Genomic DNA, 19,768 nt, shown 5'->3' with positions numbered 1-19,768 from the left:
TACAATATTATTGAATTCCGAGTATACTATCTATGGTGTCTTTTGGCAAATCTCTTTCCTCCCTTGTTGGAGGTTCAATATCATCTGCCTCATCAGTGAAATGTTTGAAATCATCAAGAAAATTATTAAACTTTCTTGTTTCTTCCATAGCGAAATCTGTATCCTTATATATCACAAGTAAATCAACAAGATTTCTATAGCGTTCAATATCTGTTACAATGTCTTCTATATAACGCGTTTGATTTTTAATAGATAAATTACTCCAATAGTTGAGTCGCTCTTGATATTTTTTGGTAACATCTAAATACAGTTTTCGAGCTTTTTCTTTCTTATCCATTTCATAATAACCGCCTATATAAGGTTCAAGTAAAGTGTAGAATCCAAATTTATCTACAGGCATTTTCTCCATGGCCAAATCGGCTACTTTTTCAGCTTTATCTAATTGATCTTCATTGAGAAGTTGTTCCATTAACCTAGCCAAATTTCCACGATACGTAATTCCGTTTTTTCGGGTTTCTACGTCATGATAGATATTATCATTGCCACTATTTCCCCAATCCCAAGTCATGACTTTATCGTACATTAAATCTGAATCTACACGTCCCATATCAAAAGGATTTGCACGGTCAACAGGTGTTTTTATAGGTACTAATTTATAGCATAACCCATCTAATTGTAAATAATCTTTCATCCAGATATAGTCTTCATCACCAAAAGCACCACCAGTAAAATAAATTGGTCGTTTCCAATCATTATTGGCAATGATATCTAACATTAATAAACGATTTTTGTATAAAGCACCACCTGTGATTTTGATGTCAATATTAGGCACAATTTTATCAGCGTCTTTTTGTTTTACAACACCGTTTTCTATTACGGCATCTTTATTCACCGGAATTCTAATATATGACGTAGGTAAGTAATTAGAATTTTGCAATTGCTCTGGGTATCCATTTGGATCTTCCCCTCGACGTTGCATGCCGTATTTAAGACTATATTTTGGATCATCACTTGAGATGAAGTTCATGAAATCTTTAATTAACATCGTGTCTTTGGTGAGTTCGTATTTCATGATGTAATCACGAGTTCCAAATTTATATTGGTCATGTGTTAATTGAGACGGAATAGGGTCACTTTCGTAAGCTTTGCGCTTCATTTGGTCGATATACCAATCGGTTTGAAAGAGACTTGTATTCACAACACGAACATCGGTTCTAACACCTTCAATTTCCTGAAGATACCATAAAGGGAAACTATCATTATCACCAATAGTAAACAAAATTGAATTTGGAGCACAAGACTCAAGATACTTTCGTGCCATAGCTTGAGCGGTATATTTTTCTGAACGGTCATGGTCGTCCCAATTTTCAGCAGCTAAAATACCTGGTACTAATATCAGACAGACTATTGTTATTGCAGGCGCTAAAAATTTGGTGCTTGCATATTTTTTAAACAAATCAAAAATTGCATACACGCCAAACCCAATCCAAATTGCAAATACATAAAATGACCCTACTACCGAGTAATCACGCTCTCGAGGTTCAAAAGGCCTTACATTGGTATAAAACTGAATCGCTAAACCAGTCATTAAGAAAAACACTAACATGACCCAAAAACGTTTAGGATCTCTTGCCATCAAGAATAGAAATCCGATTATTCCTAAAATAAGTGGTAACATATAATAGGTGTTTCTGGCCTTGTTGTTTGCTACATCACTTGGTAGATTATCCTGAGACATTCCCAAATGGAATTCATCGATAGGGGCTATTCCACTAATCCAATTACCATGTAAATCGTCATACTTTCCTTGGATGTCATCTTGCCTTCCAGAGAAATTCCACATAAAATAACGCCAGTACATATAACCAAATTGATATTGTATCATATAAGATAAGTTATCACCAAAAGATGGTTTTTCAACATCTAGGAGATCTCTACCAAATTGTTTTAGAAAACTATTATAACCTTCGTAGTCTATTTTTCCTTGAGCTACGTCATTGCGAAATTCGTTAACCAAACGTCTAACATCGTTCTCCATTTGGTATTCAGGTTTAATTTGAAAATCAAGCAACCCAGTAAACATCATATAATTTTCTGCATGTTCTCCACTCCACATTCTTGGGAGTATGGCTGCATGTTCAGAATTATAGTTTTGCTTAGCATTTTTCCATTTATTTACAATCACATATTCTCCTTTTTCATGGTCTTTTTCATATTTAGGTTTGTCATCCAAATAGGGGTTGTTTTCATCTAAACCAGAATATTGATCGGTAAATAATGGACCATAGAATAAATGCGTTTCAGGGTATTGTTCTAGGTTGTAATAAGCTAATAACTCTCTCGCACTTGAAGGATTATTTTCATTAATAATCACATTAGCATTTGCACGAATAGGTAACATAACCCATGAGGAGAATCCAATAAAAATAAAAATCAAGCAGAGTATAAGTGTGTTAGCATATTTCAATCCACGATCCTTTGTGTATTTTAATCCGAAATAGAATGCAGCAATAACAAGTAGCCCTGCGATTATTGATCCAGAGTTAAAAGGAAGTCCAATAGTATTCACGAAGAATATTTCCGAAGCACTAAACAATCGCAATGCATTTGGTAACAGAAGTTTAAATATGAATAATAGAATCGCGGCCGCAATAATATTTGCTATTATAAAATTTTTAACGGTTACTGTTTTGTAATTTTTAAAGAAATAAATGAGCCCTAATGCAGGAATTGTCAATAGTCCCATAAAATGAACACCAAATGATAATCCAATAACAAATGCGATTAACACCAACCATCTATGACCACGAGGTTCGTGCATATCTTGTTCCCATCGCAGGCCAAGATAAAATAGGATAGACATAATTAGTGTTGCCATGGCATAAACCTCAGTTTCAACGGCGTTAAACCAAAATGAATCTGTAAAAGTGAATGCTAAACTACCTACTAGTGCACTGCCTAAAATAGCTACAGAAGCATTATTTGATATGCCTTTATCTTCTTTTTTTACAAGTTTGCGAAGCAACATTGTAATGGTCCAGAACATAAACAAGATTGTGAATGCACTTGAAACAGCACTCATCATATTTAACATAGCTCCAATTTGAGCAGGTTCGATAGCAAACATTGAGAAAAATGCTCCCAACATTTGAAATAAAGGTGCGCCTGGAGGATGACCAACTTGAAGTTTAGATGAGGTTAAGATGTATTCACCAGCATCCCAAAAACTAACGGTTGGCTCTATAGTTAGTGCATACGTAATTAGGGCAATGGTAAAAGCAAGCCATCCCATAATTGTATTCCATTTCTTGAAATTGAAATGTGTCATAAAAAATAGTCTATTTAATGCGAGCGAATTTAACAATAAATATGTTATGCATCACAGATTTTAAGTAAACGTTACCATTTTTTGATTTTTTTATAAAAAATTGTTTGTACAAATAAAACTTTGTACTAAATTTGCATCCTCTTTAAGAGATTGGCCTATGGTGTAACTGGCTAACACATCGGTTTTTGGTACCGAAGAGTCTAGGTTCGAAACCTAGTGGGCCAACAAAAAAGTCTTCCGTATTTATGGAAGACTTTTTCTTTTATATATAGTATCATATTAAATTTTAAAAGTAATGACAGGTCTATTTGCATGATTAACTAAATCTTCGCTAATGCTTCCATTAAAGAAATGGGCAATGCCTTGTCGACCATGTGTGCTAATTCCTATAAGATCTGCATCAATATGTTTTGAAAAGTTAAGCACACCTTTTTCTACAGTTTCATCATTATATATATTAACCGTATAATTTTTAAAACTATAATCTTCGATAAAATCATGAATACGATCATTAGCTTTTTTTGTTGTTGAAAAATTACTAGCAGTATTCACCATAAGCAAATGTATTTGTGCGCCAAATGCAGTTGCAAACTCTGTTGCTTGACGGTAAGTTTCTTTGTTGTCGTTTTTGAAATCTGAAGCAAACACAATGTCGTCAACGCTAAAATCATCATGATTATTTTTTATCACCAACACAGGAACATCTGAATTTCTTACTGCTTTTTCGGCGTTAGAACCAACAAACATTTCTTTGATCCCACTTGCGCCATGAGAACCCATTGTAATCATAGTAATACCGTGTTCTTTACAAATTTCTGAAATCCCATTAAAAGACCCGTCAGCTTTTACGATTTCATGAACAGTAAGACCATTTAAATAATCACTATTCATAATGTCTTGAAATTTCTGATGTGCCATTTTCATAAAAAACATGACTTCAGGGACATCAGCTTGCGAACTTACCGTGTCAACTTCTTGCATAGGAATTTCTAGCATATGCAGTAAATAGATCTCGCTATTGTGCTTTTTTGCTATTTGAGAAGCAACTTTTAAAGCGTGTTCTGCTTCTTGAGAGAAATCGGTTGGAACTAATATTTTTTTCATTTCGACTGAGTATATTTAAGTTACATAAATTTAATAATAAAAATCGAGACTACCGCACTTGTAGAAATCAATAAAAATATTGTATATTTGCAGCATTGTTTGAAGAAAAAAGAATAATGAGCGGACGGAAAGTCCGCTCTTTTTATACTAAAAATGTTCAGAGAAACCGTAAAACAATTATTAGACGAAGGATTAAAAACGCGTAACGACTTGTTTTTAATAGATTTTGACGTGTTAGGAGATAACAGTATTAAAATTGTTATTGATGGAGATAATGGTGTTTTAGTAGAGGATTGTATGTTTATAAGTCGAGCAATCGAACACAATCTAGATCGTGAGGAACAAGATTTTTCTTTAGAGGTGTTATCAGCTGGAGCTACATCGCCTTTAACAAACAAAAGACAGTATCAAAAAAATATTGGTAGAACACTTAGTGTAAAAACTATAGATAATCAAACTGTAGAAGGGACTTTAACTCAAGCCAATGAGGATACAATCCTTCTAGAGTGGAAAGTAAGAGAACCTAAGCCAGTAGGTAAGGGTAAAGTAACCGTTAAAAAGCAAGCTGAGATGACGTATGATACGATTTCGAAAGCTCAAGTTGTAATAAAATTTTAATTCATAGTTATGGAAAATATTGCGTTAATTGATTCTTTTTCAGAATTTAAAGACGAGAAATTAATCGATCGTGTAACGTTAATGGCGATTTTAGAAGATGTATTAAGAAATGCATTGAAGAAAAAATATGGAGATGACGACAATTTTGATATCATTATCAATCCTGATAAAGGAGATTTAGAGATCTGGAGAAATAGAGTTGTAGTGGCCGATGATGAAGTTGAAGAACCAAATCAAGAAATTGCATTATCTGAAGCGCAGAAAATTGAGCCTGATTTTGAAGTTGGAGAAGATGTAGCTGAAGAAGTTAAATTAGTAGATTTAGGAAGACGTTCGATTTTAGCCTTACGTCAAAACTTAATCTCTAAGATTCATGAGCATGACAATACCAATATCTATAAACAATTTAAGGAATTAGAGGGCGAAATATATTCAGCTGAAGTTCATCATATTCGTCACAGAGCAATCATTTTATTAGATGATGAAGGTAACGAAATTATCCTTCCAAAGGATAAACAAATTCCTTCAGATTTTTTCAGAAAAGGAGAGAACGTAAGAGGAATTATAGAAAGTGTAGAATTAAAAGGAAATAAACCTGCAATTATAATGTCTAGAACGGCTCCGGCATTTTTAGAGAAGTTATTTGAACAAGAAATTCCTGAAGTTTTTGATGGTCTAATTACCATTAAAAATGTAGTAAGAATTCCAGGTGAAAAAGCAAAAGTAGCTGTAGATTCTTACGATGATAGAATTGACCCAGTAGGAGCTTGTGTTGGTATGAAAGGATCTAGAATTCACGGTATTGTTCGTGAATTAGGTAATGAAAATATTGATGTGATTAATTATACAAATAACCTTCAGTTATTTATTACAAGAGCATTAAGTCCAGCAAGAGTAACATCTATTAAATTAGATGAAGACAATAAACGTGCAGAAGTATTATTGAAGCCTGAAGAGGTTTCAAAGGCTATTGGTAGAGGAGGTCACAATATTAGATTAGCTGGTAAATTAACTGGTTATGAAATTGATGTATTTAGAGAAGGTGCAGAAGAAGATGTTGAATTATCTGAATTCTCAGATGAAATCGAAAACTGGATTATTGATGAATTCAGTAAAGCAGGATTAGATACTGCCAAAAGTGTATTAGAACAAGATGTAGATGATCTTGTAAAACGTACAGATTTAGAAGAAGAAACTATTTTAGATGTTATAAGAATTCTTAAAGAAGAATTCGAAGATTAATACCTATTTTAACTCTGAAAAGTTAATTTGGTATAAAAGATTTTTAAGTTATATTACAAGCAATTTATGGCTCAAACTAGATTAAATAAAGTATTAAGGGAGTTAAATATCTCTATAGATCGTGCTGTTGATTTTTTAGAATCAAAAGGTGTCGAAATAGAGAAGAGCCCGAATACGAAAATTTCAGAAGAGGTTTACACAATTCTTTCCGATGAGTTTCAAACGGATGCTAATAAAAAAGCAGAATCCCAAGAGGTAAGTGAGGCAAAACTCAAAGAAAAAGAAGAGTTGCGTGAACAACGTGAGCGTGAATTGGAAGAAAAAGCGCTAAAAGAAGCGAAAAGCCGTGAAGTTGTTAAAGCTAAGGCAGAGCTTAGTGGTCCTAAACAAGTTGGAAAGATAGACTTGAATAAAGACACAGAACAGCCTGAAACTCCTAAAGAGATTAAAAAAGAAGCTACTCCTAAAGAGATTAAAAAAGAAGCTACTCCTAAAGTTAAAGAGGAAGCGGAAGCGCCAAAACCTAAAAAAGAGAAAGCGCCTGTAAAAGAGGTAAAGAAAGAGGTTGAAAAACCAAAAGCTGAGCCAAAATCTAAGCCGGTTGAGGAAGTGAGTGTTGAAGAGCCAATAGAAGAAACGCTTAAAACTCAGTATAAAAAACTATCTGGGCCTAAAATAGCAGGAGATAAAATTGATTTGTCTCAATTTAATAAGCCTAAAAAGAAAAAAGAAGAAAAGAAATCTGATTCAGATTCTGATAATAAAAAGAAAAGACGTCGTATAAGTAAAGGGCCATCATCTGGTGGAGATAACAGATCTAATAACAGAGGTGGTAACCAAAGAGGAGGTTACAAAGGTAAAAACCAAGGTAAACGTAACATTGTAAAAGAAGAGCCAAGTGCTGAAGAAGTTCAAAAGCAAGTACGTGAAACTCTTGAAAAACTACAGGGTAAGTCTAGTAAAGGTAAAGGTGCTAAATACCGTCGAGAAAAAAGAGAACAACACAGAGAGCAGTCTGAAATCGATCAAAAGATTGAAGCAGCAGAAAGTAAAGTTCTAAAAGTAACTGAGTTTGTTACGGCAAATGAAGTTGCAACAATGATGAATGTGTCTGTGACCGAAATTATTTCGGCTTGTATGTCGCTAGGTATGATGGTGACAATGAACCAGAGACTAGATGCTGAAACCTTATCGGTTGTTGCTGATGAATTTGGTTATAAAGTTGATTTTGTAACTGCAGATATAGAAGAGTCTATCGAGGTTGTTGAAGATAAGCCTGAAGATTTAGAAATGCGTGCACCTATAGTTACCGTGATGGGTCACGTTGATCATGGTAAAACATCATTACTAGATTATATTCGTGAAGAAAATGTAATTGCTGGAGAATCTGGTGGAATCACCCAACATATAGGTGCTTATGGAGTTGAATTAGAAGGCGGACAAAAAATCGCATTCCTTGATACGCCTGGTCACGAAGCCTTTACAGCGATGCGTGCTCGTGGAGCTCAAGTTACTGATATTGCAATTATTGTTGTGGCTGCAGATGATTCTATCATGCCTCAAACAAAAGAAGCTATTGCTCACGCGCAAGCGGCAGAAGTGCCAATCGTGTTTGCTATTAATAAAATAGATAAGCCTGGTGCTAACCCTGAAAAAGTAAAAGAAGGATTAGCAAATATGAATTTGTTAGTTGAAGATTGGGGAGGGAAAATTCAATCTCATGACATTTCAGCTAAAAATGGAACAGGAATTAAAGAACTATTAGAAAAAGTATTACTTGAAGCCGAATTATTAGAGCTTAAAGCGAATCCAAATAGAAATGCAACGGGTACAGTTGTTGAAGCTTTCTTAGACAAAGGTCGTGGATATGTATCTACAATCTTAGTTCAAGCAGGAACATTACGTGTAGGTGATTATGTGCTTGCAGGTAAAAACAGCGGTAAAGTAAAAGCAATGCATGACGAAAGAGGTCATGAAGTTGAAGCAGCTGGGCCATCTACACCTGTGTCTATCTTAGGATTAGATGGTGCACCACAAGCTGGTGATAAATTTAGCGTTTTTGAGGATGAGCGTGAAGCGAAGCAAATTGCAGCTAAACGTACACAATTACAGCGTGAGCAGTCAGTGAGAACTCAACGTCATATTACATTAGATGAAATTGGACGACGAATTGCACTTGGCGATTTCCAAGAATTGAATATTATTCTTAAAGGTGATGTGGATGGTTCTGTTGAAGCATTGACGGATTCATTCCAGAAATTATCTACTGAAGAAATTCAAGTGAATATTATTCATAAAGGTGTTGGAGCTATTACCGAAAGTGATGTATTGTTGGCAACGGCATCAGATGCGATTATTATCGGATTTAATGTGAGACCAATGGGTAATGCGCGTCAAATTGCTGAGAACGAAGAAATCGACATCAGAACTTACTCAATAATTTATGATGCAATTAATGATCTTAAAGATGCGATGGAAGGTATGTTATCTCCAGAACTGAAAGAAGAGATTACTGGTACTGCTGAAATTAGAGAAACCTTTAAGATTTCTAAAATTGGAACCATTGCAGGTTGTATGGTTACCAATGGGAAAATCTATAGAAATTCTGGTATACGTTTAATTAGAGATGGTGTTGTAATTCATACTGGTGAATTATTATCATTGAAACGTTTCAAGGATGATGCAAAAGAAGTTGCAAAAGGATACGATTGTGGTATGCAATTAAAAGGTTATAATGATATTCAAGTAGATGACGTTATAGAGGCCTTCCAAGAAGTTGAAGTGAAGAAAAAACTCAAATAAGAATACATATATAAATAAAAAAAGCGACTTGATAAAGTCGCTTTTTTATGTTTTGAAAATAAAACAATGTTTTTTAATCATCTTTTTTAGGTTCAAAAACCATTGCTTTTGAAAATGTCTTTTTGATTTTTAAAAGCGCGATGTCTGCTTCTAATCGCGTATTAAAATTTCCAACCCAAACTTTATAATTTGGTGTTTCATATACCAATTCTGATGGCCATTGCGCAAATGTATTTTCAAATTTTTCTCGCAGTGCTATTGCTTTAGATCGAGATCCAAAATCTAATTGAATTTTATATAAATCTGCAGTCTTAACGTCTTTTTTGTATTCCAACATTTTAGTAATGTCACTGTCTTGATCAATAGTAACCACCCCTTCCTGCGCCATTGTTAGGTTTGCAATGGCTAAGAAAGCAATTGAAAATAAATAAATTTTCATGTTTTTTAGTTTCATAAATTTTGAAATTTAGTACAAAGAAAACGATTTTTTTTGAGTGTTGTTTCCTTAGTGAAAATTAATAACTAAATTCGATGCAAAATTATTATTTAGAATCCATATAAATTAGCAATTAACAGTTCTGTAACATTTCTAAAATGGACTTTAAGTATTATTTTTGCGTGAGATTTTACAAACGTTTTTTTCAATAGCAATAATGAAAAAATCATACCAAAGTTTAGAAGATAATTCAACTAACAATATGATACAGGTGATTTACCGTCAACTAGCCTCAAAGATTCCTTATTTAGGATTGGTTATTTTACTTACGTTTACTACTTCACTTACTGCCCAAGAAGGCGACCCTGTAAAAGGGAAAACACTATTTAATACCAATTGTGCTGCTTGTCATAGTCTTGATCGAAAAATGACAGGGCCTGCGTTACGTGATGTAGAGGCAAGGCTAGCAGATGATCATGGTTTGGATAGAGAGTGGTTAAATGCATGGATTCGTAACAGTGCAGGCATGGTGAAATCTGGAGATGCGTATGCTAATCAGATTTTTAATGAATACAATGGAACCGCGATGACGGCGTTCCCACAATTGTCAGATCAAGATATTTCGGATATTTTGGCTTACACTGCTGAGCCTGCTCCAGTAATAGAAGATGATGGCGATGATGATGGTAAAACTAAAGAAACCTCAGAAGAAGGGATTTCAAATAAATTAATCCTTGGGGCTCTAGCAATTTTATTTGCCTTGTTAGCAATCGCTTTAGTTTTAGTTAGAAGAACATTAAATCGTTTTGCTGAAGAAAAAGGAATTGATGCTGTTTCAAAAGATAAAAGTGTTCCGCTATGGAAGGCTTTTGTAAAAAATCAGTTTTTGGTTTTAGTAACAGCAATTTTATTCCTATTAGCTAGTGCTTACTTTATATTTGGTTATTTGTCACAAATAGGCGTAGATCAAGGTTATGAGCCAGTGCAGCCTATTCATTATTCTCATAGAATTCATGCTGGTGATAATGGTATTGATTGTAAATATTGTCACTCGTCTGCTAGGGTGAGTAAAACTTCAGGAATTCCTTCATTAAATATTTGTATGAATTGTCATAAATCAATTTATGAGGTGTCTGCAGATACACAAAAAGAAGGCTTGAATGAATACGGTGTGGATTACAACGCCGAAATCAAAAAATTATATGCTGCAGTAGGATGGGATGAGGCTGAACAAAAATACACAGGCGAAACTCAGCCAGTAAAATGGATAAGAGTACATAATTTGCCTGATTTCGCGTATTTCAATCACTCGCAGCACGTTGAGGTTGCTGGTGTGCAGTGTCAAACATGTCATGGTCCAGTTGAAGAAATGGAAGTGATGTATCAGTTTGCGCCTTTAACTATGGGTTGGTGTATAAACTGTCATAGAGAGACAGATGTTAAAGTAAAAGATAATGCCTATTATACAAAAATACATGAGGAGTTATCTAAGAAATATGGTGTAGAAAAACTTACTGCTGCTCAAATGGGCGGATTAGAATGTGGTAAGTGTCACTATTAATAAAATTAATAAGAAGTAATTCAATTATATAATATGTCATCAAACAAGAAATACTGGAAAAGTGTTGAAGAGCTGAACGAAAATAGCTCTATTGTTGAGACGCTAAAGCAAAACGAATTCGTAAACGAAATACCTACGGATGAGTTTTTAGGAGATAAAGAAACGTTAGAAACTTCGTCTACTACGCGTCGTGACTTTTTGAAGTATGTTGGTTTTAGTACTGCTGCGGCTTCGTTAGCGGCTTGTGAAGGGCCAGTGATTAAATCAATTCCTTATGTAGTTCAGCCAGAATCTATTGTTCCTGGTGTCGCAAACTATTATGCAACAACCATTGCAGATGGATTTGATTTTGCAAGTGTTTTGGTAAAAACACGTGAAGGTCGTCCTATCAAAATTGAAAACAACAACTTAGCAAAAACACATGGTAGTGCTAATGCAAGAGTTAACGCTTCTGTTTTAGGATTATATGATAGTTTGAGAGTTAAAAGTGCCATGAAAGATGGTCAAGACATCTTATGGTCTACTTTTGATTCTGAAACAAATCAGAAATTAACCGATTTAATGAATGCTGGTAAAGAGATTGTGTTATTAACGCAAACTTATGCAAGCCCATCGACATCAAAATTGATTTCTGAATTTAAAGCAAAATACGGAAATGTACGTCATGTAGTTTATGATGCTGTTTCTGAGTCTGCTGCACTTGACGCATTTGAAGCTAAGTATGGGGAAAGAGGGTTAGCAAATTACGATTTCTCTAAAGCAATGACTATTGTTTCTGTTGGAGCTGATTTCTTAGGAGATTGGCAAGGTGGCGGATTTGATGCTGGATATGCGAAAGGTCGTGTGCCTACAAATGGCAAAATGTCTCGTCATATTCAATTCGAGTCAAATATGTCATTGTCTGGTGCTAATGCAGATAAACGTGTGCCTTTAACACCAAGTCAGCAAAAGCAAGCATTAGCTAAATTATATAGCATGGTAGTGGGTGGATCTGCATCTACCGATTTACCTGAGCATATCAATGCTGCAGTTCAAAAAGCAGCTACAGAATTAAAAAGAGCAGGAAGTAATGGTGTTTTAGTTACTGGAATTCAAGATGTCAATGCACAGTCTGTTGCATTAGCAATAAATGAGTCCCTAGGAAGTAAAGCTTTTGATGCTTCTGCACCTATATTAACAAGACAAGGTAGTAATGAAGCGGTAAGTAAATTAGTTGCCGATATGAAAGCTGGGCGTGTAGGAGGTATCATCATGAGTGGTGTAAATCCTATGTATACCCTTTCTAATGCAGCTGATTTTGCAGAAGGTCTTAAGAAAACAGAATTGTCAATTGCATTCTCTTTGAAAGCAGATGAAACGTCTACCTTAGCCCAATATATTGCTGCGGCACCTCATTATTTAGAATCTTGGGGCGATGTTGAGATTAAGAAAGGACACTATAGTTTGATGCAACCAGCAATTCGCCCGTTATTCGATACACGCCAATTTCAAGAGGCATTATTAAAATGGACTGGAAATAGTAAAAGTTACCGTGAGTACATTAAAGAGGCTTGGGGAGCTGGTATTTTGGGTGGATCTTCATTTAATAAAGCGTTGCAAGATGGTGTGTATGTGCCAGGAGTATTTGGCAACAATCCTAATGGATCGTCAATAAAAACTGTTACAACATCTACTACAGAATTAAAAGATAAGAAAGACAGAACTTTTGTAGGTGGAATTATTCATGATGTAGCTGTTGGTGTTGGTATCAAAGAGGAAGACAAAGATGAGTATGTTACTACAACATCAACAACAACTACTACTACAAGTAATTCAGGGTCTTCTGGCTTAAATGCAATATCTGCTGGAGCTGCTGCAAGAGCATTAGCTTCTTCTAAAGCATCGGGAGATTTAGAATTAGCTTTATACACAAGTGTTGGTATGGGTGATGGTCAACAAGCCAATAACCCATGGTTGCAAGAGTTTCCTGATCCAATTACACGAGCATCTTGGGATAATTATCTTACGATGTCTGCTAAGGATGCCGAAAAGTACGGCGTGAAAAACTGGCATGTTGCTAATGGGGCCTTAAATTCTAGTTTGGTAGAATTAACGGTTAACGGTATTCCAGTGACGATTCCAGTTATTATACAGCCTGGACAAGCTTCAGGATCTTTAGGTTTGGCATTTGGTTATGGTCGTAAAGATGGATTGAAAGAAGAAATGCAAACAGGTAAGAATGCTTACCATTTCTATAAAGATTTTAATACAGCACAAAGCGATGTGTCATTAAAGGTAGTGCCTGGAGAACATGAATTTGCATGTGTTCAGTTGCAAAACACCTTAATGGGGCGTGGCGATATTATAAAAGAAACTACTCTAGAGATATTCAATACTAAAGATAAAGAATATTGGAACCCTATTCCTAAGGTGTCACTAAACCATCAGGAAACTCCAGTAACATCTCCAGAGGTTGATTTATGGGATGAATTTGATCGTTCTATTGGGCATCACTTTAATTTGTCTATAGATTTAAATGCTTGTACTGGATGTGGAGCATGTGTTATTGCATGTCATGCTGAAAATAACGTACCAGTAGTAGGTAAAGAAGAAGTTAGAAGAAGTCGAGATATGCATTGGTTACGTATCGATAGATATTATTCTTCAGAAGATACCTTTGCAGAAGATGATAAGAAAAAAGATGATTTTTCTGGTCTTACTGGAGAGCATGGATCTTTGGGTGGATTTGCCGAATTAGAGCATCCAGCCGATAATCCTCAAGTTGCATTCCAACCAGTAATGTGTCAGCACTGTAATCACGCACCTTGTGAAACAGTTTGTCCTGTAGCGGCAACATCACATGGTCGTCAAGGTCAAAATCATATGGCGTATAACCGTTGTGTTGGTACACGTTATTGTGCAAATAACTGTCCTTATAAAGTGCGTCGTTTTAACTGGTTCTTGTACGCTCAAAACGATGAGTTTGATTACTACATGAATGACGACTTAGGACGTATGGTATTAAATCCAGACGTGACAGTGCGTTCTCGTGGTGTGATGGAAAAATGTTCTATGTGTATTCAAATGACACAAAAAACTATTCTTGATGCAAAGCGTGATGGACGTCCAGTTAAAGATGGAGAATTCCAAACCGCTTGTTCTGCAGCATGTAGTAGTGGCGCTATGGTATTTGGAGATATCAATAACAAAGACAGTAAAGTTGCAAAACTTAAAGAAGATGATCGTATGTATCACTTGTTAGAAAGTGTTGGTACTAAGCCTAATGTGCAGTATCATACTAAAGTGAGAAATACAACAGAAGCATAAAAAATTAATTAAGAAACAATTATAATAGATTATGGCGTCTCATTACGAAGCACCTATTAGAAGACCCTTAGTTACAGGAGAAAAATCATATCACGATGTATCGGTAGATGTGGCAGCACCTGTTGAAGGAAAAGCAAACAAAGCTTGGTGGATTGTATTTTCAATTTCATTGGTTGCATTCCTTTGGGGAATTGGGTGTATTATCTATACAATTTCTACAGGTATTGGAACTTGGGGATTAAACAAGACCGTAGGTTGGGCTTGGGATATTACTAACTTCGTTTGGTGGGTTGGTATTGGTCACGCAGGAACATTAATTTCTGCTGTACTCTTACTGTTCCGTCAAAAATGGAGAATGGCAATTAACCGTTCTGCAGAAGCAATGACGATTTTCTCGGTAGTTCAAGCAGGTTTATTTCCAATTATTCACATGGGACGACCATGGTTAGGATATTGGGTATTACCTATTCCAAACCAATTTGGTTCTCTTTGGGTAAACTTTAATTCACCACTACTTTGGGATGTATTTGCAATTTCAACTTACTTATCTGTATCCTTAGTATTCTGGTGGACTGGTTTATTACCTGATTTTGCGATGATACGTGATAGAGCTGTGAAACCATTTCAAAAGAAAATTTACTCTTTATTGAGTTTTGGTTGGTCTGGACGAGCAAAAGATTGGCAACGTTTTGAAGAAGTATCATTGGTACTTGCAGGTTTAGCAACACCATTAGTACTATCGGTTCATACTATTGTATCGTTTGATTTCGCAACATCGGTAATTCCTGGTTGGCATACAACAATTTTCCCTCCATACTTTGTTGCTGGAGCAATTTTCTCTGGATTTGCAATGGTAAACACGCTTTTAATCATCATGAGAAAAGTGTGTAATCTTGAAGATTATATCACAGTGCAACACATAGAATTAATGAATATCGTAATCATGATTACAGGTTCTATAGTTGGTGTGGCTTATATTACTGAGTTATTTATTGCTTGGTATTCTGGAGTTGAATATGAACAGTATGCATTCTTAAACAGAGCAACTGGACCTTATGCATGGGCTTATTGGATGATGATGTCTTGTAACGTATTTTCACCTCAGTTTATGTGGTTCAAAAAATTAAGAACAAGTATCATGTTCTCGTTCTTTATCTCAATTGTTGTAAATGTAGGGATGTGGTTTGAGCGTTTTGTGATTATTGTAACGTCATTACATAGAGATTATTTACCGTCATCATGGACGATGTTCCAACCAACATTTGTTGATATAGGTATATTTATTGGAACCATCGGATTTTTCTTTGTGTTATTCTTATTATACGCACGAACTTTCCCTGTAATTGCTCAAGCAGAAGTTAAGACCATTTTAAAGTCTTCAGGAGAACGATATAAAAATATTAGAGAGCGTGGAGATAGTTTAGTTGGAACAGGTGCAGATGAAAGGACCTCTGGGTCTAATACTGTTACTAGTAATGTTTCAGTAAATAGTTCTGAAGATGATAACTCGGCAAGAGTTAATGATTTACTTGGAAGTATTGGAGCCTTTGATGCTGCAACTCAATCCGCAGATGATTTGAAAAAAATCAATGGGATTGGCCCTAAAATGGAAGAAGTACTTAACAGTATTGGGATCTATACTTATGCTCAGGTAAGTAAAATGACAAAAAGAGAATACGACTTGTTAGATTCTATCACTGGTTCTTTCCCTGGAAGAGCTGAACGTGATGATTGGTCAGGACAAGCTAAAAAATTAATAAACTAAAAATAGTACATGGAAGCTTCAAAAGTAATTCACGCTATTTATACAGATGATGACGTCCTTATGGCTGCCGTTAAAAAGGTAAAGTCTGCTCATCATCATATTGAAGAAATATACACGCCTTTTCCAGTTCACGGACTAGACAAAGCGATGGGACTTGCGCCTACAAGAATAGCCATTGCATCATTTATGTATGGATGTGTTGGTTTAACAGTAGCAATTGTGATGATGAACTTCATCATGATTCAAGATTGGCCTCAAAACATTGGTGGAAAACCAAGTTTTAGCTATATCGAGAATATGCCTGCTTTTGTACCAATCATGTTTGAGTTAACTGTATTCTTTGCAGCGCATTTAATGGTAATTACGTTTTACTTAAGAAGTAGAATGTGGCCATTTAAAAAAGCTGAAAATCCAGATCCAAGAACTACAGATGATCATTTTTTAATGGAAATCCCTGTTCACGGAAATGAAAATGAATTAACAGATTTGTTGAAAGAAACTGGAGCAGTAGAAATTAATTTAATCGATAAAGCGCATTAATTTATACAGATGAAAAGTATATTTAAAATAGCAGTAGTATTAATAGTATTTGGAAGTGTTGTTTCTTGTAAAAAGGATTCAAGACCAAATTACCAGTTTATGCCTAATATGTACGAACCAGTTTCATACGAAACGTACCAGGACTCTGATGCCTTCCCAGGAGGTATGGAAGCTCAAATGCCTGCTGAAGGTTCGATTCCAAGAGGTGATTTTTTACCATTTGAAATTGAGAATACAACTGAAGGATATGAGTACGCAAAAACATTTTTAGTAAGTCCTTTAGACTCTATGAAAGTTGATACAGATAAAGGAAAAGAGCTATATGATATCTACTGTGGAATATGTCACGGTAACAAAGGTAAAGGTCAAGGTAAATTAGTTAAGCGAGAGAAAATTCTTGGTGTACCAAGCTATGATGATGCAGGACGAGCAATTACAGAAGGTAGTATTTATCATACTATTTACTACGGAAAAAATGCAATGGGTTCTTACGCTAATCAATTAAATGAGCAAGAACGATGGCAAGTTGTAGATTATGTTCTGAAATTAAAATCAGACTTAGAAAAATAAGATAGATAAAGATTATATATAGATATGTATACATTTTCAAGTAAATTAAGACTAGTAGCAATAGCCCTTATGATCATAGGAGCACTAGGTGTTACTTATGGTTTTATGACATCTCACAAATCTTTAGATGAAGTAAAAGAGATGATTGCTCATGAAGAAGCTGGACATCATGGAGGTGGTCATGCAGCCGCTGCAAACACCCATGCCGTTGCGACAGATGATCACGGTAATTCTCATGGAGATGAGGCGCATTCAGATGCAGGTCATCACGGTGATGAACATGCTGAGCATGTGATGCACCAAATTCATAACAGACCTTATGCTGCATTATATGTTGCCGCTTTTTTCTTTTTTATGATTGCTTTAGGAGCATTAGCATTTTATGCTATACAGTTTGCTGCTCAAGCTGGTTGGTCTCCAGTTCTTTTTAGAGTTATGGAAGGAATTACAAAATATGTTTTACCTGGTGGTTTAATAGTGTTAGCAATTGCTTTTGTTGCAGATAGTCATTTATTTGTTTGGTTAAAAGAAGGTGTTACAGAACCAGGAAATGAAAATTACGATGCTTTAGTTGCTGGTAAGTCTGGTTGGCTAAACAAAACAGGATTCTTTATAAGAGGACTAATCTTCCTTGGAGGATGGTCATTATATAGGTATTTTGCTCGTAAATTTTCTATTGCTCAAGATAATGCAGATGATAATAAAAACTTTAAAAAATCATTCCGTATTGCAGCAGGATTCTTAGTATTTTATATTTATACAGAATCTATGATGTCTTGGGATTGGATAATGAGTGTTGATCCTCACTGGTTCTCAACTTTATTTGGATGGTATGTATTTGCCTCTATGTTTGTGAGCGGAATTACAGTGATAGCTTTAATTACAATGTACTTGAAGTCAAGAGGACACTTACCATTTGTAAACGATAGCCACTTGCATGATTTAGCTAAATTCATGTTCGGTATTAGTATTTTCTGGACCTATTTATGGTTCTCTCAATTTATGTTAATCTGGTATTCTAATATTCCAGAAGAAGTAACTTACTTTGTTACTAGATTCCAGGATTATCAATTACCATTCTTAGGAATGGTAGTGATGAACTTTGTGTTCCCACTATTAGTCTTAATGAATAGCGATTACAAACGAATTCCTTGGTTTGTTGTAATGGCAGGTATTGTTATTCTTTGTGGACATTATATTGATGTATTTAACATGATTATGCCAGCAACAGTTGGTGATAGATGGTCGATAGGAATTCCAGAATTGAGTTCAATTTGTCTTTTTGCAGGATTATTCATATTCATAGTATTTACGGCCTTAACAAAAGCACCTTTACTAGCAAAACGTAATCCTTTCATTAAAGAAAGTGAACATTTCCATTATTAATAAAATATATAAAGAACAGAAACAACAATGACTGCTTTTTTAACACTCATAATAGTAATTTTCATAGCTGTTGCCATTTGGCAAATGGTTAAGATTTTTGATTTGGCTCAAGTAGGTGAATCAAACGATCAGGTTGCTACAGATAAGGATAATACAATCAATGGCTACTTAATGATGGGATTTTTAGCCTTCATTTATATCATTACTATACTTAGTTTTTGGTATTTAGGAGACTTGCCGTTAATGTCGAACTCAGCTTCAGAACATGGACCTGGTTTAGATAATTTAATGATTATCTCAATGGTCATTATATTTATTGTTCAAACCTTTACCCAATTCTTATTGCATTACTTTGCTTATAAGTATAAAGGTGAAAAAGGGCGTAAGGCATTATTCTATGCAGATAATAATACACTAGAAGCCATATGGACATTTATACCTGTTATAGTTTTAGCTGGTTTAATTATTTATGGATTATTCACATGGACTAGTATTATGAATGTTGATGAAAGTGATGACCCTTTAGTAGTCGAATTATATGCTCAACAATTTAACTGGAAAGCACGTTATGGTGGAGAAGATAATACTTTGGGTATGGCTAATGTAAGATTAATTGATATTGATCGTGCTAATATCTTAGGTCTTGATGAATCGGATCCTAATGCTCAAGATGATATCATTACTACAGAATTACATTTACCTGTAGGAAGGCCAGTTTTATTTAAAATGCGTTCTCAAGATGTATTACACTCAGCATATATGCCACACTTTAGAGCTCAAATGAACTGTGTTCCTGGTATGATTACTCAGTTTGGTTTTACGCCAACAGTTACAACAGCTGATATGCGTGAAAATCCAGATATCAAAGAGAAAGTAGCAAATATTAATGCTATTCGATTAGAAAATAAAGAAGAAATTGAAGCTAAAGGTCAAGAGTTAACCTATGAGTTTGATTATTTGTTATTGTGTAATAAGATTTGTGGAAAATCACATTATAACATGCAAATGAAAATTATCGTAGAAACTCAAGAGGAATATGATGCTTGGATTGCAGAGCAAACAACATTTAAGAATTCTTTACCAACTAACTAAAAAAGATTTAAAAAGAAA

Annotated in this window: 13 protein-coding genes and 1 tRNA gene; 11 read left to right on the top strand and 3 right to left on the bottom strand. The window is 34.9% G+C overall.

The features are described from left to right. Positions 1-7: 7 nt before the first annotated feature. Positions 8-3,328 (bottom strand): glycosyltransferase family 117 protein, encoded by a 3,321-nt coding sequence (locus tag ACTU6T_RS04465; RefSeq protein ID WP_460220059.1) that lies wholly within the window; start codon positions 3,326-3,328, stop codon positions 8-10. Between the two features lie 151 nt (positions 3,329-3,479). Here ACTU6T_RS04465 and ACTU6T_RS04460 point away from each other — a divergent pair. Continuing rightward, positions 3,480-3,553: transfer RNA gene (locus ACTU6T_RS04460), tRNA-Gln, on the top strand. Between the two features lie 54 nt (positions 3,554-3,607). On the opposite strand, the gene ACTU6T_RS04455 is transcribed toward ACTU6T_RS04460, so the two are convergent. After that, positions 3,608-4,432: a universal stress protein gene (locus ACTU6T_RS04455; RefSeq protein WP_460220058.1), complete on the bottom strand. Its 825-nt coding sequence runs from the start codon at positions 4,430-4,432 to the stop codon at positions 3,608-3,610. Positions 4,433-4,585: 153 nt separating this feature from the next. Between ACTU6T_RS04455 and rimP the strand changes: the two genes are divergently transcribed. The 3 genes from rimP (at position 4,586) to infB (ending at position 9,094) form a co-directional block, all read left to right on the top strand. Next, positions 4,586-5,050 (top strand): ribosome assembly cofactor RimP, encoded by a 465-nt coding sequence (rimP, locus tag ACTU6T_RS04450; RefSeq protein WP_460220057.1) that lies wholly within the window; start codon positions 4,586-4,588, stop codon positions 5,048-5,050. Between the two features lie 9 nt (positions 5,051-5,059). Further along, positions 5,060-6,292: a transcription termination factor NusA gene (gene nusA / locus ACTU6T_RS04445; protein WP_460220056.1), complete on the top strand. Its 1,233-nt coding sequence runs from the start codon at positions 5,060-5,062 to the stop codon at positions 6,290-6,292. Between the two features lie 66 nt (positions 6,293-6,358). After that, on the top strand, positions 6,359-9,094 hold the full coding sequence (gene infB, locus ACTU6T_RS04440) for a translation initiation factor IF-2 (protein ID WP_460220055.1): 2,736 nt from the start codon (positions 6,359-6,361) through the stop codon (positions 9,092-9,094). A 73-nt stretch (positions 9,095-9,167) separates the two neighbouring features. Here the strand turns inward: infB and ACTU6T_RS04435 are convergent, their stop codons facing one another. Beyond that, on the bottom strand, positions 9,168-9,533 hold the full coding sequence (locus tag ACTU6T_RS04435; protein ID WP_460220054.1) for an SPOR domain-containing protein: 366 nt from the start codon (positions 9,531-9,533) through the stop codon (positions 9,168-9,170). 259 nt (positions 9,534-9,792) lie between these two features. Here ACTU6T_RS04435 and ACTU6T_RS04430 point away from each other — a divergent pair, with 259 nt between their 5' ends. From ACTU6T_RS04430 to ACTU6T_RS04400, 7 genes are read left to right on the top strand one after another with little or no spacing between them, the layout of a single operon-like run. After that, the gene (locus ACTU6T_RS04430; RefSeq protein WP_460220740.1) at positions 9,793-11,091 is read left to right on the top strand and encodes a cytochrome c3 family protein; all 1,299 of its coding nucleotides are present in this window, start codon (positions 9,793-9,795) and stop codon (positions 11,089-11,091) included. 33 nt (positions 11,092-11,124) lie between these two features. Further along, positions 11,125-14,397 (top strand): TAT-variant-translocated molybdopterin oxidoreductase, encoded by a 3,273-nt coding sequence (locus tag ACTU6T_RS04425; RefSeq protein WP_460220053.1) that lies wholly within the window; start codon positions 11,125-11,127, stop codon positions 14,395-14,397. Between the two features lie 31 nt (positions 14,398-14,428). Beyond that, positions 14,429-16,162, top strand: coding sequence for an NrfD/PsrC family molybdoenzyme membrane anchor subunit (gene nrfD / locus ACTU6T_RS04420; protein WP_460220052.1), 1,734 nt, complete (start codon positions 14,429-14,431; stop codon positions 16,160-16,162). Between the two features lie 9 nt (positions 16,163-16,171). Beyond that, complete coding sequence (locus ACTU6T_RS04415; RefSeq protein WP_460220051.1) at positions 16,172-16,702, top strand: DUF3341 domain-containing protein; 531 nt, start codon at positions 16,172-16,174, stop codon at positions 16,700-16,702. 9 nt (positions 16,703-16,711) lie between these two features. Further along, complete coding sequence (locus ACTU6T_RS04410; protein WP_460220050.1) at positions 16,712-17,272, top strand: c-type cytochrome; 561 nt, start codon at positions 16,712-16,714, stop codon at positions 17,270-17,272. 24 nt (positions 17,273-17,296) lie between these two features. Next, positions 17,297-18,658, top strand: a complete 1,362-nt coding sequence (locus tag ACTU6T_RS04405) for a quinol:cytochrome C oxidoreductase (RefSeq protein WP_460220049.1) — start codon at positions 17,297-17,299, stop codon at positions 18,656-18,658. 27 nt (positions 18,659-18,685) lie between these two features. Then, complete coding sequence (locus ACTU6T_RS04400) at positions 18,686-19,750, top strand: cytochrome c oxidase subunit II (RefSeq protein WP_460220048.1); 1,065 nt, start codon at positions 18,686-18,688, stop codon at positions 19,748-19,750. Positions 19,751-19,768: the final 18 nt, after the last annotated feature.

The organism is Psychroserpens citreus (genome assembly GCF_055686305.1).
Note: the sequence above shows the minus strand (reverse complement) of the source record. Positions and strands in the feature narration are given on the sequence as shown.